The 19,852-nt window shown below is 68.3% G+C and carries 24 protein-coding genes and 1 tRNA gene; 6 read left to right on the top strand and 19 right to left on the bottom strand.

Annotation, left to right across the window (positions count from 1 at the left end):
- Positions 1-209: 209 nt before the first annotated feature.
- Together ACFYXF_RS49425 and ACFYXF_RS49430 are read right to left on the bottom strand one after the other, a co-directional pair.
- Positions 210-677, bottom strand: a complete 468-nt coding sequence (locus ACFYXF_RS49425; RefSeq protein ID WP_389360531.1) for a RidA family protein — start codon at positions 675-677, stop codon at positions 210-212.
- Positions 674-832, bottom strand: coding sequence for a DUF4177 domain-containing protein (locus ACFYXF_RS49430; RefSeq protein ID WP_086785308.1), 159 nt, complete (start codon positions 830-832; stop codon positions 674-676). Before ACFYXF_RS49430 ends, ACFYXF_RS49425 begins: the two co-directional genes overlap by 4 nt.
- Positions 833-927: 95 nt before the next feature.
- On the opposite strand from ACFYXF_RS49430, the gene ACFYXF_RS49435 reads away from it, so the two are divergent.
- Together ACFYXF_RS49435 and ACFYXF_RS49440 are read left to right on the top strand one after the other, a co-directional pair.
- Positions 928-1,905 carry an ArsA-related P-loop ATPase gene (locus ACFYXF_RS49435; RefSeq protein WP_389360533.1) on the top strand — a complete coding sequence of 326 codons (978 nt, stop codon included), beginning with the start codon at positions 928-930 and terminating at the stop codon, positions 1,903-1,905.
- Positions 1,902-3,326, top strand: a complete 1,425-nt coding sequence (locus ACFYXF_RS49440; RefSeq protein ID WP_389360535.1) for an ArsA family ATPase — start codon at positions 1,902-1,904, stop codon at positions 3,324-3,326. The genes ACFYXF_RS49435 and ACFYXF_RS49440 overlap by 4 nt, the downstream gene beginning before the upstream one ends.
- A gap of 10 nt (positions 3,327-3,336) precedes the next feature.
- Here the strand turns inward: ACFYXF_RS49440 and wblA are convergent, their stop codons facing one another.
- Positions 3,337-3,675: a transcriptional regulator WblA gene (gene wblA / locus ACFYXF_RS49445; protein WP_389360655.1), complete on the bottom strand. Its 339-nt coding sequence runs from the start codon at positions 3,673-3,675 to the stop codon at positions 3,337-3,339.
- A 409-nt stretch (positions 3,676-4,084) separates the two neighbouring features.
- On the opposite strand from wblA, the gene ACFYXF_RS49450 reads away from it, so the two are divergent.
- Positions 4,085-6,358 (top strand): transglycosylase domain-containing protein, encoded by a 2,274-nt coding sequence (locus ACFYXF_RS49450; protein ID WP_389360537.1) that lies wholly within the window; start codon positions 4,085-4,087, stop codon positions 6,356-6,358.
- 147 nt (positions 6,359-6,505) lie between these two features.
- Here ACFYXF_RS49450 and ACFYXF_RS49455 read toward each other — a convergent pair whose 3' ends face one another.
- Complete coding sequence (locus ACFYXF_RS49455; protein ID WP_389360539.1) at positions 6,506-6,970, bottom strand: GatB/YqeY domain-containing protein; 465 nt, start codon at positions 6,968-6,970, stop codon at positions 6,506-6,508.
- 78 nt (positions 6,971-7,048) lie between these two features.
- Here ACFYXF_RS49455 and ACFYXF_RS49460 point away from each other — a divergent pair, with 78 nt between their 5' ends.
- The 3 genes from ACFYXF_RS49460 (at position 7,049) to ACFYXF_RS49470 (ending at position 8,935) form a co-directional block, all read left to right on the top strand.
- The gene (locus tag ACFYXF_RS49460) at positions 7,049-7,975 is read left to right on the top strand and encodes a metallophosphoesterase (protein ID WP_389360541.1); all 927 of its coding nucleotides are present in this window, start codon (positions 7,049-7,051) and stop codon (positions 7,973-7,975) included.
- A gap of 64 nt (positions 7,976-8,039) precedes the next feature.
- Positions 8,040-8,819: a Pr6Pr family membrane protein gene (locus tag ACFYXF_RS49465; RefSeq protein ID WP_389360543.1), complete on the top strand. Its 780-nt coding sequence runs from the start codon at positions 8,040-8,042 to the stop codon at positions 8,817-8,819.
- Between the two features lie 42 nt (positions 8,820-8,861).
- Positions 8,862-8,935 (top strand) — tRNA-Pro (locus ACFYXF_RS49470).
- A gap of 83 nt (positions 8,936-9,018) precedes the next feature.
- Here the strand turns inward: ACFYXF_RS49470 and xerC are convergent.
- The 15 genes from xerC to ACFYXF_RS49545 form a co-directional block, all read right to left on the bottom strand.
- A complete protein-coding gene (gene xerC / locus ACFYXF_RS49475) occupies positions 9,019-10,224 on the bottom strand; it encodes a tyrosine recombinase XerC (protein ID WP_389360545.1) in 1,206 nt (401 codons plus the stop codon).
- A 74-nt stretch (positions 10,225-10,298) separates the two neighbouring features.
- Entirely contained in the window at positions 10,299-10,508 is a 210-nt protein-coding gene (locus tag ACFYXF_RS49480) for a helix-turn-helix domain-containing protein (protein WP_086748412.1), read from the bottom strand.
- 226 nt (positions 10,509-10,734) lie between these two features.
- Positions 10,735-11,901, bottom strand: a complete 1,167-nt coding sequence (locus ACFYXF_RS49485; protein ID WP_389360547.1) for a DUF3631 domain-containing protein — start codon at positions 11,899-11,901, stop codon at positions 10,735-10,737.
- On the bottom strand, positions 11,898-12,254 hold the full coding sequence (locus ACFYXF_RS49490) for a hypothetical protein (RefSeq protein ID WP_389360548.1): 357 nt from the start codon (positions 12,252-12,254) through the stop codon (positions 11,898-11,900). Before ACFYXF_RS49490 ends, ACFYXF_RS49485 begins: the two co-directional genes overlap by 4 nt.
- Entirely contained in the window at positions 12,251-13,141 is an 891-nt protein-coding gene (locus ACFYXF_RS49495) for a bifunctional DNA primase/polymerase (protein WP_389360550.1), read from the bottom strand. The genes ACFYXF_RS49490 and ACFYXF_RS49495 overlap by 4 nt, the downstream gene beginning before the upstream one ends.
- Positions 13,138-13,767 (bottom strand): class I SAM-dependent methyltransferase, encoded by a 630-nt coding sequence (locus tag ACFYXF_RS49500; RefSeq protein WP_389360552.1) that lies wholly within the window; start codon positions 13,765-13,767, stop codon positions 13,138-13,140. Before ACFYXF_RS49500 ends, ACFYXF_RS49495 begins: the two co-directional genes overlap by 4 nt.
- Positions 13,764-14,483 (bottom strand): SAM-dependent methyltransferase, encoded by a 720-nt coding sequence (locus tag ACFYXF_RS49505; protein ID WP_389360554.1) that lies wholly within the window; start codon positions 14,481-14,483, stop codon positions 13,764-13,766. The genes ACFYXF_RS49500 and ACFYXF_RS49505 overlap by 4 nt, the downstream gene beginning before the upstream one ends.
- A gap of 87 nt (positions 14,484-14,570) precedes the next feature.
- Complete coding sequence (locus ACFYXF_RS49510) at positions 14,571-15,035, bottom strand: hypothetical protein (protein WP_389360556.1); 465 nt, start codon at positions 15,033-15,035, stop codon at positions 14,571-14,573.
- Positions 15,036-15,049: 14 nt separating this feature from the next.
- On the bottom strand, positions 15,050-15,244 hold the full coding sequence (locus ACFYXF_RS49515; protein ID WP_389360558.1) for a hypothetical protein: 195 nt from the start codon (positions 15,242-15,244) through the stop codon (positions 15,050-15,052).
- Positions 15,241-15,516, bottom strand: coding sequence for a hypothetical protein (locus ACFYXF_RS49520; protein WP_389360560.1), 276 nt, complete (start codon positions 15,514-15,516; stop codon positions 15,241-15,243). Before ACFYXF_RS49520 ends, ACFYXF_RS49515 begins: the two co-directional genes overlap by 4 nt.
- Positions 15,517-15,657: 141 nt before the next feature.
- Positions 15,658-17,886: a cell division protein FtsK gene (locus tag ACFYXF_RS49525; protein WP_389360562.1), complete on the bottom strand. Its 2,229-nt coding sequence runs from the start codon at positions 17,884-17,886 to the stop codon at positions 15,658-15,660.
- Between the two features lie 148 nt (positions 17,887-18,034).
- On the bottom strand, positions 18,035-18,406 hold the full coding sequence (locus ACFYXF_RS49530; protein WP_362982917.1) for an RRQRL motif-containing zinc-binding protein: 372 nt from the start codon (positions 18,404-18,406) through the stop codon (positions 18,035-18,037).
- Positions 18,406-19,395, bottom strand: coding sequence for a DUF2637 domain-containing protein (locus ACFYXF_RS49535; RefSeq protein WP_389360564.1), 990 nt, complete (start codon positions 19,393-19,395; stop codon positions 18,406-18,408). Before ACFYXF_RS49535 ends, ACFYXF_RS49530 begins: the two co-directional genes overlap by 1 nt.
- Positions 19,392-19,538, bottom strand: a complete 147-nt coding sequence (locus ACFYXF_RS49540) for a hypothetical protein (RefSeq protein WP_362075077.1) — start codon at positions 19,536-19,538, stop codon at positions 19,392-19,394. The genes ACFYXF_RS49535 and ACFYXF_RS49540 overlap by 4 nt, the downstream gene beginning before the upstream one ends.
- A complete protein-coding gene (locus ACFYXF_RS49545) occupies positions 19,535-19,825 on the bottom strand; it encodes a hypothetical protein (RefSeq protein WP_055533317.1) in 291 nt (96 codons plus the stop codon). The genes ACFYXF_RS49540 and ACFYXF_RS49545 overlap by 4 nt, the downstream gene beginning before the upstream one ends.
- Positions 19,826-19,852: the final 27 nt, after the last annotated feature.

Below are 19,852 nucleotides of genomic sequence, written 5' to 3' on the forward strand. Positions count from 1 at the left end.
TTCGCCCCCGCCGCCCCTACCCGTTCCCATCCTTCTGGGGGCTGCGCCCCCAGACCCCCCTTTGTCCTCAAACGCCGGACGGGCTGGATAGTCAGCCCGTCCGGCGTTTGAGGACAAGGCCCCTTTCAGGGCCGACAGCGGGGGTTCGGGGGCGGCAGCCCCCGAGGGATGGGAATGGGTAGGGGCGGCGGGGGCGAAGAAAAAGCTGCCTACGCCTCCGTCAGTTCCACCTGGACCTCGACCTCGACCGGGGCGTCCAGGGGGAGGACCGCTACCCCCACCGCGCTGCGGGCGTGGACGCCCTTGTCGCCCAGTACCTCGCCGAGGAGTTCGCTCGCGCCGTTGATCACCCCGGGCTGGCCCGTGAAATCCGGTGCCGAAGCCACGAAGCCGACGACCTTCACGACACGCGCGACGCGGTCGAGGTCGCCGACGACCGACTTGACCGCCGCGAGCGCGTTCAGCGCACACGTGCGAGCCAGGTCCTTCGCCTCCTCGGGCGTGACCTCCGCGCCCACCTTCCCCGTGAGCGAAAGCTTTCCGTCCACCATCGGCAGCTGGCCGGATGTGTACACGTACACCCCGGACTGCACAGCCGGCTGGTACGCGGCCAGCGGCGGCACCACCGCCGGTAGCGTCAGGCCCAGTTCGGCGAGCCGGGACTCCACCGCGCTCACGGCTTCGGCCGCTTCAGGTAGGCCACGAGCTGCTCGGGGTTGTTCGGCCCGGGCACGACCTGGACGAGCTCCCAGCCGTCCTCGCCCCAGGTGTCCAGAATCTGCTTCGTGGCGTGGACGAGCAGAGGCACGGTCGCGTATTCCCACTTGGTCATGCGGCCGACTTTAGCCGCTGTCACCAGCCGCCTCGCACGCACGTTGTCCACAGCCTCCGGCGTAGCTCGGAGCCGGACTGGTTAACCTCGAATACGTGAGCAGGTTCCAGGTCGTCAGCGGTAAGGGCGGGACCGGAAAGACCACGGTCGCCGCAGCGCTCGCGCTTGCCCTCGCCACCGAGGGGAAGCGCGCGCTTCTCGTCGAGGTCGAGGGCAGGCAGGGCATCGCGCAGCTCTTCGAGACCGAAGTGCTGCCTTATGAGGAGCGGAAGATCGCCGTCGCTCCCGGTGGCGGGGAGGTGTTCGCCCTTGCCATCGACCCCGAGCAGGCGCTGCTGGACTACCTCCAGATGTTCTACAAACTCGGCAGCGCGGGCCGCGCCCTGAAGAAACTCGGCGCGATCGACTTCGCCACCACCGTGGCCCCGGGCATCAGGGACGTACTCCTGACCGGCAAGGCGTGCGAGGCGGTGCGGAGGAAGGACAAGAGCGGGCGGTTCGCCTACGACTACGTCGTCATGGACGCTCCGCCGACGGGACGCATCACCCGTTTCCTCAACGTCAACGACGAGGTGGCCGGGCTCGCGAAGATCGGCCCGATACACAATCAGGCACAGGCCGTGATGCGCGTGCTCAAGTCGCCGGAGACCGCGGTGCACCTCGTGACGCTGCTGGAGGAGATGCCCGTCCAGGAGACCGCGGACGGTATCGCCGAGTTGCGGGCGGCGAAGCTGCCGGTGGGGCGGATCATCGTCAACATGGTGCGACCCGAGGTTTTGGACGAGGACGAGCTGGAACTCGTACGGGCGGCTCCTCGTACCGCGCTCGCGAAGTCCCTGTCGGCCGCCGGGCTCGGCGGGGCGCGGCGCGGCGGGAACGCCGAGAAGCTGGTGAACCCGCTGCTGACGCAGGCCGAGGAGTACGCCGAGCGGTATGCGCTGGAGCACGAACAGCGGTCCGTGCTCGCCGAGTTGCGGCTGCCGACACACGAACTGCCGCTGTTCACCGAGGGCATGGACCTGGCGGGTCTGTACGAACTGGCCAACGAGCTGCGGAAGCAGGGGATGTCATGAGTCCGGACCCCACGTCCTCGTACCCGCAGGACGGCGGCGCCCGTCATCGCCTCTCCCCCGCGCGCGTGCTCGAAGTCGATCCGCTGATCGACGATCCGGAGACCCGGATCGTGGTGTGCTGCGGAGCCGGTGGCGTCGGCAAGACGACCACCGCGGCGGCGCTCGGGCTGCGGGCCGCCGAGCGGGGCCGGAAGGTGGTCGTGCTCACCATCGACCCGGCCCGCAGGCTCGCCCAGTCCATGGGCATCGACTCGCTCGACAACGTGCCGCGGCGGGTCAAGGGCGTCGAGGGCGGCGGCGAACTGCACGCCATGATGCTCGACATGAAGCGGACGTTCGACGAGATCGTCGAGGCGCACGCCGACCGTGAGCGGGCCGCCGCGATTCTCAACAACCCCTTCTACCAGTCGCTCTCGGCGGGCTTCGCGGGCACGCAGGAGTACATGGCGATGGAGAAGCTGGGGCAGCTGCGGTCGCGCGACCAGTGGGATCTCATCGTCGTCGACACTCCGCCGTCGCGGTCCGCGCTGGACTTTCTGGACGCCCCGAAGCGGCTCGGGTCGTTCCTCGACGGCCGGCTGATCCGGCTGCTGACCGCGCCGGCGAAGCTGGGCGGGCGCGCGGGGATGAAGTTCCTGAACGTCGGGATGTCGATGATGACCGGCACCCTGGGGAAGCTGCTGGGCGGTCAACTCCTGAAGGACGTCCAGACGTTCGTGGCCGCGATGGACACCACCTTCGGTGGTTTCCGTACCCGCGCCGATGCCACGTACCAGCTGCTGCAGGCGCCCGGCACGGCGTTCCTCGTGGTGGCGGCCCCGGAGCGGGACGCGCTGCGCGAGGCCGCGTACTTCGTGGAGCGGCTGGCCGCGGAGGACATGCCGCTCGCCGGACTGGTGCTCAACCGGGTCCACGGCAGCGGCGCCGCCCAGCTGTCGGCCGAGCGCGCACTCGCCGCCGCGGAAAATCTTGAAGAGCCCCGCATTGTGGATCAGGAGGACGGGAAAGCTGGTCTTCGTAACTCTCCCGACACGTACGGCAGTTCAGAACCCCAGGTTTCCGAGACACCAGCTCCCGCGCTTTCCGAGACACCAGCTCCCGAAGTTCCCGCAGTTCCTGAGGCAGACGTCGAAGAACACGTCGAAGGCTCCCCCATCGCCACCGACAGTGCCCCGACGGCCGAAGCGAACGACCCCACCGTCGAACAACTCACCGCAGGCCTGCTCCGGTTGCACGCCGACCGTATGCAACTGCTCTCCCGCGAGCAGCGCACACGTGACCGCTTCACCGCGCTCCACCCGGAGGTGGCTGTGACCGAGGTCGCCGCACTGCCCGGCGACGTCCATGACCTCGCGGGACTGCGGGACATCGGCAACCGGCTCGCGACCGACCGACCGGAGCTGCCGGAGGCGAGTGAGTGAGCGGGACGGCTCAGCCCACCGCCAAGTAGCTCTCGTACACCTCTTCCTCGTCGAGGGGCAGGATTCCCACCCCCCGCTCGTACTCCGTTCGCGCGGTTTCGAGCAGCCGGCGCCACGAGGTGACGGTGGGACGCCTGCGCAGCAGTGCGCGGCGCTCCCGCTCCGTCATTCCTCCCCACACGCCGAACTCGACGCGGTTGTCGAGCGCGTCGGCCAGGCATTCCGTGCGTACCGGACATCCGGTGCACACCGCCTTGACCCTGTTCTGCGCTGCTCCTTGAACGAACAGTTCATCCGGATCAGTAGTGCGGCAGGCCGCCTGCGCACTCCAGTCGGTTACCCAGCCCATACCGGCGCCGTCCTCTCCCGAATCGAGGCTCCCCCACGGCGGCAGCGGCATATTCACCGCCGCCAGTTGAGGACGTTACGGAAGGCGGGCGCAGCGCAACACCCCCTTCGGGCCCAATCTTGAATGGCCCGAACGGACTATGGGTAAGCGGCAGATCACCCGGGGGAGTGAGCGACCGACATACGTGACCTTCCCGGCAAAGCGGGACAGTTCAGCTGAGTCACAACGGACACCTCGTGACACACAAGGCGGATACGGACACGTACTCACCAAAAAAAGTTGGACTACATCCGAAACGATTCGGGTCTCACGGACGTATTGATACGTGACCTCACTGCTGTGACAGTTGTGAGTAGCTTAGGCCAAGGCCTGTACGCGTGTCCGGCGAATGAGAACGTAGGCTGCCCTCATGCCAAACAAGCGATCGGGTGGTGGCCTGTCGGCAGCGCAGCAAGCCGCCAAGTTCCTCGGCGTCAGCGTGCTCGCGGGAGCCGTCATGGCGGGCATCGCGCTGCCCGCCGCCGGCGCGCTCGGTCTCGCGGCCAAAGGGTCGGTCGAGGGGTTCGACGAGATCCCGGCCAACCTCAAGCGCCCGCCGCTGAGCCAGCGCACCACGATCCTGGACGCCAAGGGCGGCCAGCTCGCCACGGTGTACTCGCGTGACCGCACGGTGGTCGAGCTGAAGGACATCTCGCCGTACATGCAGAAGGCGATCGTCGCGATCGAGGACTCCCGGTTCTACGAGCACGGCGCGATCGACCTCAAGGGCGTCCTGCGCGCCCTCAACAAGAACGCGCAGAGCGGCGGTGTCTCGGAAGGCGCCTCCACGCTCACGCAGCAGTACGTCAAGAACGTGTTCGTCGAGGAGGCGGGCGACGACCCGACGAAGGTCGCGCAGGCCACGCAGCAGACCATCGGCCGCAAGATCAAGGAGCTGAAGTTCGCGATCCAGGTCGAGGAGGAGCTGGGCAAGAAGAAGATCCTCGAGAACTACCTGAACATCACGTTCTTCGGCCAGCAGGCCTACGGTGTCGAGGCCGGCGCCCAGCGCTACTTCTCCAGGTCCGCCAAGAACCTCACCCTCCCCCAGGCGGCCCTCCTGGCCGGCATCGTGCAGTCGCCGAGCCGGTACGACCCGGTGAACGACCCGGCGGAGGCCACCAAGCGCCGCAACACCGTGCTCCAGCGGATGGCGGAGGTCGGTGACATCACCCCGCAGGAGGCCGCCGAGGCCAAGGAGAAGCCGCTCGGCCTGAAGGTCAGCCAGCCCAAGAACGGCTGCATCGCGGCGGTCAAGGGCGCGGGCTTCTTCTGCAAGTACGTCGAGCAGGAGTTCCTCGGCAACCCGGTCTTCGGCAAGACCCGCGAGGCCCGGGCGAAGGTCTGGAACCAGGGCGGACTGACCATCCGTACGACGCTGGACCCGCAGTCGCAGGCGTCCGTGCAGGCGTCGATCAAGGAGCACGTGTACAAGTCGGACAAGGTGGCGACGGCGGTCACGCTGGTCGAGCCGGGCACCGGCAAGATCCTCGGCATGGGCCAGTCGAAGCCGTACGGCTACGGCAAGAACGAGACCGAGATCAACTACTCGGTCGGCAGCGACCGGGGCGGCTCCAACTTCGGCTTCCCGACCGGTTCGACGTTCAAGCCGTTCGTGGCGGCGGCCGCCCTGGAGGAGGGCCGCCCGGCGATCCAGGAGTACTCGGCGCCGTACGAGATGGAGTACCCGAGCCCGGTCCAGACGTGCAGCGGCAGTCCGTGGACCAACCAGGAGAAGGCGAAGGTCGAGAACGAGAGCGAGTCGGAGAAGGGCCCGTACCGCCTGCGCAAGGCGATGGAGCTGTCGGTCAACACCTACTTCGTGCAGATGATCTCCGACATCGGCCTGTGCCCGGTGGTCAAGATGACCGACGCGCTGCACGTCACCCAGGGCAACGGCGACAAGCTGCCCGAGGTGCCCGCCATCGCCCTCGGTTCCAAGGGCATCTCCCCGCTGACGATGGCGAGCGCGTACGCGGCCTTCGCCTCGCGGGGCATGTACTGCACGCCGATCGCCATCGAGTCGATCACCCAGAAGGCCAACGGCAAGCAGAAGGCCCTCGAAGTCCCGAAGTCGACGTGCTCGCGCGCGATGTCGGAGACCACCGCCGACACGATCAACACCCTGCTCCAGGGCGTGGTCGACTCCGGCACCGGCCAGTCGGCGGGCCTCACCGACCGCGACAACGCCGGTAAGACGGGTACGACGGACGAGCGCAAGAACGCCTGGTTCGTCGGCTACACGCCGACCCTGTCCGGCGCCGTCTGGGTCGGCAGCGCCATGCAGAACGTGAAGATGACCAACATCAGGATCGGCGGCGAGTGGCACGAGCTGGTCTACGGCGGCCAGGTCCCGGGCCCCATCTGGAAGGACGCCATGACCGGCGCCCTGGAGGGCAAGGACTCCGGGCAGTTCAACATCGTCCCGATCATCGAACCGCCCGTCCAGAAGCCGGACGACAACGGTGACGGCGACGATGACGACAACGGCGACGACCAGGGCAACGACAACGGCGGCAACACGGACGGCGGCAACACGACGGTCCCGACCCCGACCTTCTCCCTCCCCGAGGGCTTCATCCAGGGCAACGACAACGGCGGCAACAACGGGAACAGCAACAGCGGAACCGGAGGGTTCCCGTAAACCCCGTAGAGGCCGGTCGCAGTACGTGAATCGGTCGTAGTACGTGAATCGGTCGTAGTACGTGAATGGGGGCGCCCTTCCTGAGGAAGGGCGCCCCCATCGACGTACAGGCGCGTTGGGTGTCCGTGCTGTGGCGGCTGGTGCTGATCAGCCGGCGAGGAGCTTCTTGACGGCGGCGGCGACCCGGCCGCCCTCCGCGAGGCCCGCGACCTTCGGGTTCACGATCTTCATGACCTGGCCCATGGCCCGCGGCCCCTCGGCGCCGGCCGCCTTCGCCTCCTCGACGGCCTGGGCGACGAGCTGGTTCAACTCGTCGTCGCTGAGCTGCTTGGGCAGGTAGGTGGCGAGGATCTCGCCCTCCGCCTTCTCGCGCTCGGCCGACTCGGTCCGACCGCCCTGCGCGAACGCCTCGGCGGCCTCGCGGCGCTTCTTCGCCTCGCGCGTGATCACCTTGGTGACCTCGTCGTCGGAGAGCTCGCGCTTCTCCTTGCCGGACACCTCTTCCTGGGTGATCGCGGTGAGGGTGAGCCGGAGCGTCGAGGAGCGGAGCTCGTCGCGCTCCTTGATGGCGGCGTTGAGGTCTTCCCTGAGCTTCGACTTGAGCGTGGTCATGCGAACGATTGTCGCAGGTGCGGCAAGCGAACCGCCCGCGGATTTCCACCACTACCGCCCGCCTGACACGATGGGAGCATGCGCGCGCGATACGGAGTACCCCTGGGAATCACGGCGGTTGCCGCCGCCGGCCTCGCCTACTCGGTCGGATTCGAGGCCCGCTTCTTCCGCCTCCGCCGGGTCACCGTGCCGGTACTGCCCGCCGGGATGCGCCCGCTGCGCGTCCTCCAGGTCTCCGACATCCACATGGTCGGCGGCCAGTACAAGAAGCAGCGCTGGCTCCGCTCCCTGGCCGGTCTGCGCCCCGACTTCGTGATCAACACGGGCGACAACCTGTCCGACCCGGAGGGCGTGCCCGAGGTGTTGGACGCGCTGGGCCCGCTGATGGAGTTCCCGGGCGCGTACGTCTTCGGCTCGAACGACTACTACGGCCCGACCCCCCGTAACCCCGCCCGGTACCTGGTCGAGAAGGTCCAGGGCAAGCACGGCCTCAACGGCAACGCGCCCGCAGTCAACGTGATCCACAACCCGTGGGAGCAGCTGCGCGACGGCTTCGACACGGCGGGCTGGCTCAACCTGACGAACACGCGCGGCACGCTGAAGATCGACGGCATGTCGGTGGAGCTGACGGGCCTGGACGACCCGCACATCAAGCGCGACCGCTACGAGGAGGTGGCCGGCGGCCCGTCGCTGTCGGCGGACATCTCACTGGCCGTCGTCCACGCCCCCTACCTCCGGGTCCTGGACGCGTTCACGGCGGACGCGTACCCGCTGACCCTGGCGGGCCACACGCACGGCGGCCAGCTGTGCATCCCCTTCTACGGCGCCCTGGTCACCAACTGCGACCTGGACACGGACCGCGTCAAGGGCCTGTCGACGCACTCGGCGGAGGGCAGGACGTCGTACCTCCACGTCTCGGCGGGCTGCGGCGCGAACCGCTACACGCCGGCGAGGTTCGCGTGCCCCCCGGAGGCGACGCTGTTGACGCTGACGGAGGGCCCGTAACCGTCGTAACCCACACAGCCCGCCCGGAATGGCCCCTTTTGCGGGGTCACCCTAGCGTGAGGGCATGACCGCCCCGATACCCAACGACATACCGGACCTCCCCGCACTCCCCGGCGTACCCGCGGCCCTGCTCCCCTCCCCCGTCCCCGCCACGGCGGTGGTGACCCCGGTACGCCGCCCGGCGACGGCGGTCTTCCGCCTCCTCACAGCCGCGACGGCGGCAGCAGCCGTGGGGGCGGAACTCCTCCTGGGCAGCCCTTCGGAGGTCCTGAGCCGCTTCACGATCCAGAGCAGCATCCTGCTGACCCTGGTCATGACGGTCTCGGCCCGCCGAGCCTGGACGGCCCGCCGCCCACTGCCGGCCGGCCTCACGGGCGCCACACTCCTGTACGTGGTGATCGCGGCCCTGGTCCACCACGGCTTGGTGGCCAACGCGTCGAGCCCCTTCGCGGTCCCCTCCGCCCCAACGGGCTGGCACGCCATCACCAACCAGCTCCTGCATACGGCGATCCCGATCGCGGCACTGGTCAACTGGCTGCTGCTGACCGCCCCGGGCCGGCTGCACCTGCGCCATGCGGCACCGTGGCTGCTGTACCCCCTGGCGTACTTGGCCTTCTCCCTGACACGAGGAGAACTGCTCCTGCCCGGCACGCAGGGCCGCTATCCGTACGGCTTCCTGGACGTGGCCGAGCACGGCTACAAGAGCGTCCTGGCCAACGCGCTCCTGCTCGGCCTGGCCTTCTACGCACTGGCGGTCGCCCTCGTCGCCCTCGACCACATCCGCCCGAACCCGGTCCACCACCGCACGAAAACCGGATTTCGCCTGGAGCCACCGGTGGGCTAAAGTAAACGACGTCGCCGCGACAAGCAGGACAAGCAGCGACATCGGGGTGTAGCGCAGCTTGGCAGCGCGCTTCGTTCGGGACGAAGAGGTCGTGGGTTCAAATCCCGCCACCCCGACGCTGGTCAGAGGGCCAATCGCATGATCGCGATTGGCCCTCTTTCATGCCCGGGGGGCCAAACAGGGGGCCAAAGGGATTGCGTCAGGCCACCGCGTCGCCCTCGGCCTGGTCCGCCTCGCTCGCCTCTTTCTGATCTTCAGCGAAGATCTCATCCATGGCTTCAGCTCCCTGCGTGATCACGGGACGGAGCTGTTTGCGGTACACCGCTTCCGTGGTCGTCTGACTGCTGTGACCGACCAGGAGAGCGATCTTCTCCAACGGGATGCCGTGGTCCGAGAGCAGGGACACGAAGCTATGCCGCAACTCCCTCGGGGTCCACTCCGGCTTCAGCCCCGCCTTCTTCACGATGGCCTTGAAGTCGCGCCGGACGTTGGCGGCATCGAGCGGCTCGCCGGTCCGGGTCGTGAAGACACGGCCGGCCGGGTCCCACTCCTTCCCTTTCGAGGCGCGTTCCTTCTTCTGCCAACTCAGGTGCTCTTCGAGTACGTCGACCACCTGCTTCGGAAGCGCGATGGTTCGTCGGCTCTTCCTGGTCTTCGTCTCCCCGTGCTTGCGCACCGAGCGCCACACCGCGACGTGCGGCGGAACGTCGTCCTTCGTCTCAAGGAATACGTGATCCCAGGTGAGGGGCCGCGCCTCTTCCGTACGAACGCCGCTGAGCAGGGAGAGCACGAGGTACGCGTACAGCCGTGACGGGCGAGCGGCAATGAGCACGGCTTTCGCCTCTTCCAAGTTCAGTGCCTTGCTCGGTCGTCCGGGGCGCCCCTCCGGTGCGGTGACGAGTAGGGCGACATTCCGCGCTGCCTTGTCCCGGCGCTGAGCGTGCGCGGTGGACCGGCGCAGAATGGCGAGCAGGTCGCGCAGGCTTCGCGTCGCGAGGAACTCGGCCCTGTCGTCCAACCAGTCGTCAACGTCGTCCGCGCTGAGTTCCTTCAGCTTGGCCTTGCCGATGAACGGAATCAGGTGCTTGTTCGCCATCGAACGGTTCTTGCCGATGGTGCCTTTCTCGTCTCGCCCCTTGAGTCCGCGCTCCAACCAGTCGTTCACCGCGTCCGCCACGGTGTAGTTGGCCGGCGCCTTGACGCCGGTCTGTACCTCCTTTTTCAAGTCCCGGATCTTGTTGCGGACTTCGGTCTTCGTCTTGCCGTACACCTTCGGTCGACGGCGCTTGCCGTTCGGGGCGTGCCCCAAAGAAACGGCGCCCACAAAGCTCTTCTTCGCGGGGTCCCAATAGATCGTGTCCGCACCGTGTCCCGCCTTGGTGGCGCGTTTCGGGGTCTCGGTCATGCTGTGTTGTGCCTCCATAGGACAGGGCCGCGCCCCGGAAGGACGCGGCCCTGTTGCGGTGGGTGGTTGGGAGTTCAGGCGGTGGCTCTTGCCTCGCGCTTGAGAAGTTCGACGTACTCCGCGATGTAGTCAGGCGGCACGAGTCGACGTCGACCGATGCGAACGGTCTGGAGTCTTCCGAGCCGTATCTCCTCGTAGACCATCGAGCGGCCGATCCTGAGAACGACGGCCGCCTCTTCGGGCCTGTAGAGAATTTGTTCAGCAGGTGCAACGGCGGTGCTCATGCTGCGGTGCCTCCTCGGCAGGGAGTCGGGGGCGGTGGCCCCCTTTCCTGTCAGGTCCGCTACTTCCGCTACCTCCGCTACCGCCCTGGTCAAGGGCATGATCGTGGTAGCGGATATGGGTAGCGGTAGCGGATGGAGCCGCTACCGGCCCCGGGATCGTAGCCACGGGGCGGGTAGCGGACGGGCGGCGCGGTAGCGGATACGGAGTGCCGATCCGCTACCGGTTTTAGGGCTCTGACCTGCCCGGTAGCGGAGGTAGCGGAAGTAGCGCACTTTCCGCAGGGGGAGGGCAGTAGCGTTGCCACGCGTCGTGAAGATCGGACGCGTAATAGCCCTTCATGACGCTTCCGCCGGCCTTGATGTTGCGGGCCGCGATCGGTGCGTTGTCCGCGGTCATGTACTCGCGCAGCATCCGTGACAGGCCGCGGGCATCGAGCGGCTTGCCGCTCATGTCCGCCCACGGCGCCTCTTCGAGGCTGTGCAGCCTGTCGAGAATGGCGACGGTGGGCAGACGGTCAATGCCGTTGAACACGTAGTCGCGCAGGTCGATCAACAGGCGAATGCCGACGCTGCCCTTGTCGCTGGTCTTGGCCGCGTTCACCAGCTCGATGCACGCAGCACGGGCCCGCTCCGGCCACGTGCCGCCCGCCGCATCGGCCACGGCGAGCAGGGGCTCCCACACGTCCGCCGGCCGGTCGCTGATGCCGTCCGGCAGCTCCGGGAACACTCCGTCGACCAGGTGGCGGATGGACTGTGCCCAGTTGGCGAGCCGGTCGCGCAGTTCGTGACCTTCCTTCTCATGGATGCGCTGCCGGAAGGGTTCGACCTGCTCGTTCGGTGCGCGGCGCCGCATCCGAACAATGACCGAGCGAGTCAGGATCGTGTCGGGCAGCGAGCCGAGCCCGGCGACCGCGACTCCACAGAACGACGGGAACTCCTGTACCTGTTGGTTGGAGCCGTCGCCCACGCAGCGCCACATGACGCCGGAGCGTCGGTGGCCCGCGTTCAGGAATCCCCGGAGTTGTTCGTTCTCTCCGGCCTTGGGCCCGAAGACCGTATCGATCTCGTCGAACAGGATCGTCGGCCGTCCCTCCATCCCGGACACCGCGCGGAACAGGGCGGACGCGGACGCGTTGACCGCGACCATCGGTTGCGGCACGAGGGTTTCCACGATCTCCAGAGCGCGGGACTTGCCCGACCCCGGCTCCGGGGAGAGGAACGCGAGCCGCGGTGTGGAGTCGAAGCAGTCGAGCAGGTGCGCGTGCGCGTCCCACAACGTCACGGCGACGTACGCGGCTTCGAGCGGGAAGATGTTGAAGCGGCGGTGGAAGGCTTCCACTTCATCGAGCAGTACGGAGCCGTCCATGACGGGTGCCGGCGAGTTGGCGCTCATGCCGCCTGCCTCCCTTCCTGGTTGGTGCGGAGCGGGCATACGTCGCGGTGGGCGGTGTGGTCTTCGATCAGGGCGAGCACCTTGGTGTGGCCGACGGCGCTACGGTCCCTGCCGCACTGGCACTTCGAGGTGGCGGTCGGTACGGCGCGGCCCGGTGCGGAGATGCGCAGCCACGCGACCGCGTACCGTCCGTCTCCCTGCTGCGAGTCAGAGCGAACAGCAGAGCGGACGCCCTTGCGGGCGGCGCCTGTCGGCTCGCCCACGGCCGGACCGAGCGCGGCTTGTGCGGCGGCGCGCGGGCCGGAGTGGGGAGCGGGAAGGCTCTTCAGGAGGGGGCGAGTAGGGGCGCTCATGCCGCCCTCCGGTGCTGGTTTCGAGCAATCGACCAGTTCAGACCGCTGCGAATGGTCGCCTCGCACGACCGCGGCGAGAGACCGGCCTGCTCCCCCGCCCACTGAAGAGCCTCTTCCACCTGCTCCCTGGGAAGGTCGCCCGACGCGATGAATCGGCCCAAGGCTCGCGCCGCCCGGAGCAACGTGGCGTTGCGCTCGCCCTCCGGTGCCGTGCGAACGCTCGCGGTTTCCGCGTTCAAGCCCGCTGCCGCGTAGCGAGAGGCTCGTACGGCCGACGGTGCAGCCGTCAGTGTCCGCGATGACTGACGGACCGTCAGGCGAGCGCACAGCCAATCCGGCAGGGGCACGGGCGGCACGTCGTTGACGATCGCGTACGCGCCCGCGCTGGTGATGCTGCCGGGCGCTACGACGTAGCCACCCCACGCCCGGGTGTCGATGCGCTTACCGAGCCGTCCAGCCGTGTTGCCGAGCCGGACACCGGGCGGCGCCACGAAGTACAGGTGGACCCCACCGCCCGCGGTCCGCACCGTGCGCGTGGTGGGGACGGCATGGCCGGCGCGCTCGCAGAGCGCCGTGAAGGTCGTCACGCCGTTAGGCGTGTCCGTACTGCACTTGCGCTTGGGCATGTCGAGGTCGACGACGGCCAGCCCGGACGGGCCGGTCGCAATGCCGACGTTGAACGGGAGGTCGCCCCATGCCCGGCGGATGCGGTCCGGGTCGATCGTGGCGCGCTCTTCCCACTTCCGGTGACCGCCGGCGCAGTCCCCGATGCCGGGGCAGACGTCTTCACCGTGGAGAGCAGGGCGCTTGTCACCTGGGCGCAGAGGGAGGACGGCCCATCCTCGCTCGGCAGCGTCCAGTGCGGCGTAGAGGAGGTGACGGTTCATGCGGCGGCCCTCCCTTCGAGGGTGAGGAACTGAGTGGAGATCCAGTGGGTGTAGGCGGGCGGTACGGCTTTGCGAGCTTCGAGGTTTGTCATCCAGGTACAGCCCATGGCGTCGGCGTAGGCGCGCTCGCCCTTGTGCTCGAAGGCGAGCAGGTCTTTGTGGTGCCAGCACGGCGCCACAAGGTCCCCACCCCCGTTCCAAGAGGTCTCGAAGGCGCGGTGACGCCGAACGTTCAGACCGAACTGAGTGCCGCACAGCAGGTAGTCGGGCCTGATCGGGGCTTCAGGCACGTTCTCGATGACCCACGGAATCCCAGACGCTTCCAGCCGCGCGCGACCAGGGGCGAGCAGATCGGGGTGGTTGTCCCTGCTGCCGCGCCAAGCGGTGACCTTGGCGAAGTGCTCGCAGGGCCACGACGCGTGGACCAGGTCAAAGCCATCCAGGGGGAAGGTGAGTGCGTCGGCCTGGTGAAAGGTGAAGGGGTAGTTGGGCTGAGGCCGGTTGTCGACGCCGGTCACGTCGAAGCCAGCGAGGTAGTAGCCCATGGACAGGCCCCCGGCACCGCAGCACAGGTCCAGCAACCGCAGTCCGTTCGGCCGCCGCAGCGGCAGCACACGCGTGTTCACGCGGCCACCGCCCCGGCATCCAGCGCGGTGAACGCGTGCGTGCCGACCCACTGCGTATAGGCCGGAGGGACGCATTCGCGGATGCCATCGCGGTTCATCCAGTGCACGCCCATCACTTCACGTGCGTGGCTGACTCCGGAGAAGTTGCCGACGAACTGCCCGTAGTGACCGGGCGGGATGGGCCGCCCCATCTTCGCTTGCGGTGCTGTGTGGTCCGGGTGCGCGACCTGGTCGACGGTGAAGCCACCGCCGGTCTCGAAGTACCGGTGCCGGTAGGTCTGAAGCCCGAACATGCCGCCGCAGAGCATCACGGGGGTGCGGAGTTTGGGCACGGCGCCGCGTACGTTCTCCATCACCCACGGGCGCCCGGTCGACTCCAGCGCGGCGCGGGTGGGGCCGATCAGGTCGGGGTGCGGGTTGCCCTGGATGCGCTGGCACTCGCTGTCGTGCTGGCAGGGCGGGGATGCGTGGATGAAGTCGAACTCGGCTCCGTGCGCGCGGATGAACGCGACGGCTTCGGCCTGGATGAAAGCAAAGGGATAGCGGGGCTGCGGGACCAGGTCGACGCCGGTCACCTCGAACCCGGCATCGGCGTAGCCCTTGGCGGCGCCGCCCTGGCAGCAGAACGCGTCCAACAGGCGCGGCCGGAGTCGACCGCGCCTCGTTGGGGTGGCATGGGCCGGACGGCCCTCGCCGAATGCACGACGTTGGGTCATGCTTGAGGTCTCCTTGTTCTGTTGGAGGGACAGGAGAACCGGGGCGGGCGCAGGCTTGTGGTGAGACGGCGCCCGCTCCGGGCGTACCTAGCCGCGGAAGTGGTTGCGCTTGAAGACGGCCTTGCGGATGTGGAACGTGTTGCCTCCGCTGTGGCCGCTCGCGCTGAAGACCTGCACGGCGACCCAGCCGCCGAAGATGACCGCGGCGAGCGTGATGAGCTGGGTGATGAGCGCTGTCAACGCGGTGATGAACGCGGTGAGCATGAACAGACCACCGCAGACGGCACCGAACCCGATACCTCCGAGGGCGATGTTCACCGCCGCGCGAGAGACGGGCGGCTTGCTCGCGACGGGTTCGGGCTTGACGGGTTCGAGGGAGTAGCCGGTGACGACGCGGCCGTCCGGAAGAACGATGCTCGTCACCGCCGGGATTGTGCCCGGCTGCATGGGCACGAGCGGTGCGGACGGCACGGGGGCGAGCGGAACGGGCCGGTGGACTTCCACGGCCGTCTCACGGTGGCCGGGTACGAGGGGCTTGAAGGGTTCGTTCACGACGGGTCCTCCTGTCAGGTACCGAGCGATGCAAGGAAGCGAGCGAACGCCCGGACCGAGTCACGGACCGGGCCGTCAGCGCCGGTCCCGGCGGTGAAGAAACCGAAGAGGAACAGGACCACCGCGGCGCCGGCGCCGGTCGCCTTGGTCTTGACGGCGACGAAGGCGGCGATACCGAACAGCAGCACCGCCGAGAAGGTGAGGATCATCGGGAGGCCCCCGCCCGGGGGCCGTCGGTGCCGGCGCGGTAAACGCGGGCCCACCGGTTGTAGAGCCAACGGCCGACACGTATGCGCTTGCCGGTCGCCTTGCAGCGGCGGCAGTCCTTCCCTCGCTTCATGCGGCCCTTGCGGTCGATCTTCATCCGGAAGCCCCATCCGCTGCACTTGCGGCAGTTACCGAACGGGGAGGCGGAACACAGAGCGACGTAACACAGTGTCACGCCAAGCATGAGAGTGATAGCGAGCAGGGCAGGGGTCATCACGGGCCCTTCCAGGCGGGTTTCAGGGGTTTCCGCAGGCAGGCCGCTATCCGCTAGCTACCTGATCAGAGCAGGTTTGGGGCGCTAGCGGAGCCGCTAACGTTAGCGGTGTGTGCCGCTAGCGCTAGCGGCCCCGGACGGTCATCCCGCGTCGCGGTTTCCGTCACGCTCCGCAATCGAAGCCACGATGTGGGAGCGGTCGACACCGCGCCGGTTGACGACCTTGCCGTCGACACGGCGGCCCACCTGGACAGTGGAGACACCGTGGGGCTTCAGGGCTGAGGCCAGTGCCTCCGGCGTCCATCCGTCGTAGACGTCGGTCCGCAGTTCGGCGAGCCGAGACACGACGGTCTCGGACCACACCTTGGGTTCATCGGCAGGGATGACCGCGAGGATGTCGGCGAGCAGGTCGTACGACGTGCTCGCGTCCGTCTCCGGCTCTTCGCCGAGCGCGTGCCCCGACAGGGTGCCAGCGGCTTCGCGCAGCTTGCGGGCCCGCGCGGCGATGCTCTCCGCGTTGGGTGCGTCCACGTACACCGAGCCGACGATCCGGGCGTCCGACCCTTCACCGACGAAGTAGTGAATGCCCTTGTCGCCCCAACTGAACATGGTGGCGCGGATGCCCCGCTTGTACGCGGACGTGCCGAGCACCATGTCGTTCTCCAACTGCCCCATGACCTTGAGGCAGAACCGAGCCGACGCGTTGGCGGAAATGCCCGTGGGCAGCGCCTTCGCGTCCGGCCGCTGCGTGGCGAGCAGCAGCACGATCCCGGTAGCGGGACCACGCTTGACCAGGTCAGTGCAGATCTCTTCGAGTTCCTTGCCGTACTTCTCGTGCTCGAACCAGACCTGGCACTCATCCACCCCGATCACGATCGGGTGCAGACCCAACGACTTCTTGTTGGCCAGTTCGGACGTGACCTTGGACTCGGGGCAGATGTCCCGCGGCAGCGAGCGGATCACCTTGGCCCTGCGCCGCAGTTCGTCGCGCAGCGCGCGCAGGTCCCGCAACGCGTACTCGATGTCCTCCTCTTCGTCGCCGGCGCGGTGGCGGTGGGCGACACGCTCGCCAACCGGGTCCAGGTCACCGGTGCCCTTAAGGTCGTACGTGTGCAGTTCCGCCCGCGGGTCCAACGCAGCGATGAGCAGCAGCAGACGGAGCAGGAAGGTCTTGCCCATGCGCGGAATCGCGCCGATGACGGCCGCGATGTACATGAGCGTGATCTCGACCCAGCGTCCGCGCTGGTCAGTGCCGAACGCGACCGGCTTGAACAGGTCCGTGCTGCCCGACTTCAGCAACGGCCACGCAGGCTTCTTGGCCTTGGACATGTCCTGATCCCCGACCCACAGCACCAGGTGCCCGGTGTGCTGATCGGGCACTGCCTCCGGCCACACGCAGCCCAACGGGCGGCGCAGACCGGAAGCGAGCCGCTCGCGCCGCTCGATGATGTCCGTGACCGTGACGCCGTACGGGAGATTGCCCTCCGCACGCCATCCCGGACCGTCGCGCGTGATCGGGGCGGTGAACTCGAACCCGTCGCGACCCTTGCCCTGCGCCTGGTTGATGGCGGGAATGCCGAGCGAGCCGAGCGACCGCAGCACGATGTCTGAGGTGAGCTTGACCGCCTTGGGCAGTTCCACCGCGCGGTGGATGACCGGGGCGTCCGCCTTGCGGCCGACGACCCCGAGCGCCATGACGACCGCGCCCACCGACACCGCCTGAAGCCAGGCAGGGGCGAGCACGTAGATGGCGAGCGCAGAACCGAGCCCGGTGAACATGGCGAGCACGGTCACGAGGGCGCGCATTCGGACCCGTCCGTCGCGCTGACGCGACAGCTTCAGGTACTCGGCCGCGTCCTCGCGCCGGACCGCGGCGAGTCGGACCGGCTCGCCCTCATGGTCGGCCGCCCACCGCATCGTGCCGCCAACGAACTTCGCGGCACCGGAGGGGGCTTGGAGAGTCAGGCGAGCGGCGTAGACCGGGGAGCGCAACGCGTGATAGCCGACCGAATGGGCGTAGTGCCGAGCCACCCACGCCGTAGCGGTCTTCAGTTCCGGTACGGACTTCAGCCACAGGGGAACGACCGGCCGCCGCTGCGCGGCGAGCAGCCGACCGAGGTAGCCCGGACCGGCCGCCTTCGCGGTCGGCAGGTCGACCATCACGCGCGCGGTCGGGTCGGCCGACTCGGCATCCGACCGACTCGGGTCCGAGTCGGCCGACGGGTCGGCACCGGGTCGGGCAGTCGGGTCGGCCGACCCGATGCGGGCCGACCGCGCCTTGTCGAGGTCGACTACCTCTCCGCCGGGGTCGGGGCTCATCTCTGCTTCGAGTCGGTTGAAGAGTTCGTTGTCGTCGTCGGGGTGTTTCACTGATGTTCCTTCCAGTGGGAGGCAAGGCGGGTCCGGCCGACGCTGTAGGAGGTGGGCGGCCGGACCCGCATCAAGGAGCGTGCTGGTTGAATCGGGCACAGCCCATGCGGCTCCGCATATGCAGATCCGCATGGGCGAGCGCCATGGATCAGGCGGCGCGCTGTTCCTCGGGATAGGCGCAGGGCACGCACATGCCCAGCGAGGTGGGGATGACGTATCCCGCATCCGTGCGGCACTGCGGGCAGGTGCGGCGGGCGCGCATCGCCTTGGCGAGCGCGGCCCGCTTGCCCGGCGTCATCGGCCGGACGGGCTTGGCTCGGTCGACGCGGTAGAGGTAGGCGACCAGCGGGCCGCGCCGGTAGCGCGGGCGCATGATCTGTGCCGCGATCGACTGCCCGCCGGGCCGTAACCCGCGGGCCCGTAACTGCCGTTTGGTGGCAAGTCCATCGGGGGCGTAGCGCCACGGGTAGGTGGGCAGTCCGTACGTCGCGCCGGTCGGGTCGAAGCACTTGCCGTACATCACGCAGCCTCAGCCGCTGTGCCGTCGCCCTCCGAGTCGGCAACGGAGTGCAGCGGGCGGCCGTTGGCACGCTCGGTCTGCAACTGGTCCCGCAGCTTGCGAGCGTTGGCCTGCGAGACGTGCACGGCAGTACGGATGCGATCCGCAGTCAGTTCCGAGTCGGCCCACTCTGCGGTGGCCGTACGCGCTTCGGTGAGTAGTTCCTCGAAGGTGCGTTGCGGCTTGGCCTTGGCCTTGGAGTTCGTCTGCCGGCGCGGGCGCGGCTTGGGGTCGGCCGGAGGTACCGGCGGGGGCACGGCGGGCGCCTCCTGCTCGGCGGCCGGGGCCAGTTCGCCCATGCGCAGCATCACGCGCTCGCGCCGCGGGGTCTTCGAACGCCACTTGCGGCCGTACCGCTCGCGCAGGTCCGCACGGGCCAACTGCCGTTCCTTCTCCCGCGTCAGCGCCTCCGAGTAGGAGGTGACCTCCCACAGCGTCATGCGGCGCCACAGAGCGAACGTCGACGGGAACGCGAGCAGCCACCGAGAGAACCGGATCTTTTCCATGCGCCGACCGGTGGCCGCGCCGATTCGTGCGGCGTAGATGTGCGCACCGATCTCGGAGAACACCACCCACAGCAGCGGCATGGTGCCGTGCGCGACCTTGGCCCACATGCCCTGTCCGGCCGCAACGTTCAGCCCGCACGTAATGAGCGTGAGAACCCAAGGCACGAACCGGACCCACGCAAGCGCCATGTCCATCCGGATCAACAGCAGGTTGGCCACGGTGAACACCGGAATGGCCACGTCGATACCGACCGGCAGCATCCACGGCTCGCCGAATCCCCAGCGGGCCGCAGCAGCCGACACGGCGTCGAAGGAGGAGATGAGACCGAGCGCACCGACTCCGGCCGCGGCAAGCGCGGCGATTCCGGCGAGACCCATCTCCGGCCTGGTCAGCGGCGGCACCCCGGACGGGGGCGCCGCAAGGGCGGTCGTTGTGGCGGTCATGCCGCTTCACCACCCTGGGAGGCTCGGAGCTGTGCGTTCATCAGCTCTGCCTGAACGTCGGCCACCTGTCCGGCGACGATCTGCTCGTAGACTGCCTGGCTCTCCAGGAACATGCGGTCGTCGAAGTTCAGGTCGTCACTCATGCCGCCGCTCCCTTCCGTACGGAGCGGCGGCGGCCGGCGAACCGAACCAGGGGGATGACGTCGAACAACTCGGGGTGCGCCTCGACAACCTCGGCCGCGATGCGGACCAGGTCGTCGGGCAGCTCGGGGTGCTCAGCGAGGATGTCGCGCGCCGCGTCCAGGCGGGCCGCGCGCTCTTCGTCGCTCTCGCCCTCGACCCCGAGCCACAGCTCAACCGGGGTACCGAGCGCGAGTTCCGCGAAGTCCTCAGCGGATACGGCCTGTTGACGGCCGATGTACGTGCGCATGGAAGGCTCCTGAAGTGGGAGGGACAT

It is taken from the genome of Streptomyces sp. NPDC002680, from assembly GCF_042889145.1.
GTDB classification, from domain to species: domain Bacteria; phylum Actinomycetota; class Actinomycetes; order Streptomycetales; family Streptomycetaceae; genus Streptomyces; species Streptomyces adonidis.

Excerpts from the sequence above, each read along its gene's own strand:
- ACFYXF_RS49430 (WP_086785308.1), bottom strand. The coding sequence starts at position 832 with ATGACCAAGTGGGAATACGCGACCGTGCCTCTGCTCGTCCACGCCACG.
- ACFYXF_RS49440 (WP_389360535.1), top strand. The coding sequence starts at position 1,902 with ATGAGTCCGGACCCCACGTCCTCGTACCCGCAGGACGGCGGCGCCCGT.
- wblA (WP_389360655.1), bottom strand. The coding sequence starts at position 3,675 with ATGGGCTGGGTAACCGACTGGAGTGCGCAGGCGGCCTGCCGCACTACT.
- ACFYXF_RS49450 (WP_389360537.1), top strand. The coding sequence starts at position 4,085 with ATGCCAAACAAGCGATCGGGTGGTGGCCTGTCGGCAGCGCAGCAAGCC.
- ACFYXF_RS49455 (WP_389360539.1), bottom strand. The coding sequence starts at position 6,970 with ATGACCACGCTCAAGTCGAAGCTCAGGGAAGACCTCAACGCCGCCATC.
- ACFYXF_RS49460 (WP_389360541.1), top strand. The coding sequence starts at position 7,049 with ATGCGCGCGCGATACGGAGTACCCCTGGGAATCACGGCGGTTGCCGCC.
- ACFYXF_RS49465 (WP_389360543.1), top strand. The coding sequence starts at position 8,040 with ATGACCGCCCCGATACCCAACGACATACCGGACCTCCCCGCACTCCCC.
- xerC (WP_389360545.1), bottom strand. The coding sequence starts at position 10,224 with ATGACCGAGACCCCGAAACGCGCCACCAAGGCGGGACACGGTGCGGAC.
- ACFYXF_RS49480 (WP_086748412.1), bottom strand. The coding sequence starts at position 10,508 with ATGAGCACCGCCGTTGCACCTGCTGAACAAATTCTCTACAGGCCCGAA.
- ACFYXF_RS49485 (WP_389360547.1), bottom strand. The coding sequence starts at position 11,901 with ATGAGCGCCAACTCGCCGGCACCCGTCATGGACGGCTCCGTACTGCTC.
- ACFYXF_RS49490 (WP_389360548.1), bottom strand. The coding sequence starts at position 12,254 with ATGAGCGCCCCTACTCGCCCCCTCCTGAAGAGCCTTCCCGCTCCCCAC.
- ACFYXF_RS49495 (WP_389360550.1), bottom strand. The coding sequence starts at position 13,141 with ATGAACCGTCACCTCCTCTACGCCGCACTGGACGCTGCCGAGCGAGGA.
- ACFYXF_RS49505 (WP_389360554.1), bottom strand. The coding sequence starts at position 14,483 with ATGACCCAACGTCGTGCATTCGGCGAGGGCCGTCCGGCCCATGCCACC.
- ACFYXF_RS49515 (WP_389360558.1), bottom strand. The coding sequence starts at position 15,244 with ATGATCCTCACCTTCTCGGCGGTGCTGCTGTTCGGTATCGCCGCCTTC.
- ACFYXF_RS49520 (WP_389360560.1), bottom strand. The coding sequence starts at position 15,516 with ATGACCCCTGCCCTGCTCGCTATCACTCTCATGCTTGGCGTGACACTG.
- ACFYXF_RS49530 (WP_362982917.1), bottom strand. The coding sequence starts at position 18,406 with ATGTACGGCAAGTGCTTCGACCCGACCGGCGCGACGTACGGACTGCCC.
- ACFYXF_RS49535 (WP_389360564.1), bottom strand. The coding sequence starts at position 19,395 with ATGACCGCCACAACGACCGCCCTTGCGGCGCCCCCGTCCGGGGTGCCG.
- ACFYXF_RS49540 (WP_362075077.1), bottom strand. The coding sequence starts at position 19,538 with ATGAGTGACGACCTGAACTTCGACGACCGCATGTTCCTGGAGAGCCAG.
- ACFYXF_RS49545 (WP_055533317.1), bottom strand. The coding sequence starts at position 19,825 with ATGCGCACGTACATCGGCCGTCAACAGGCCGTATCCGCTGAGGACTTC.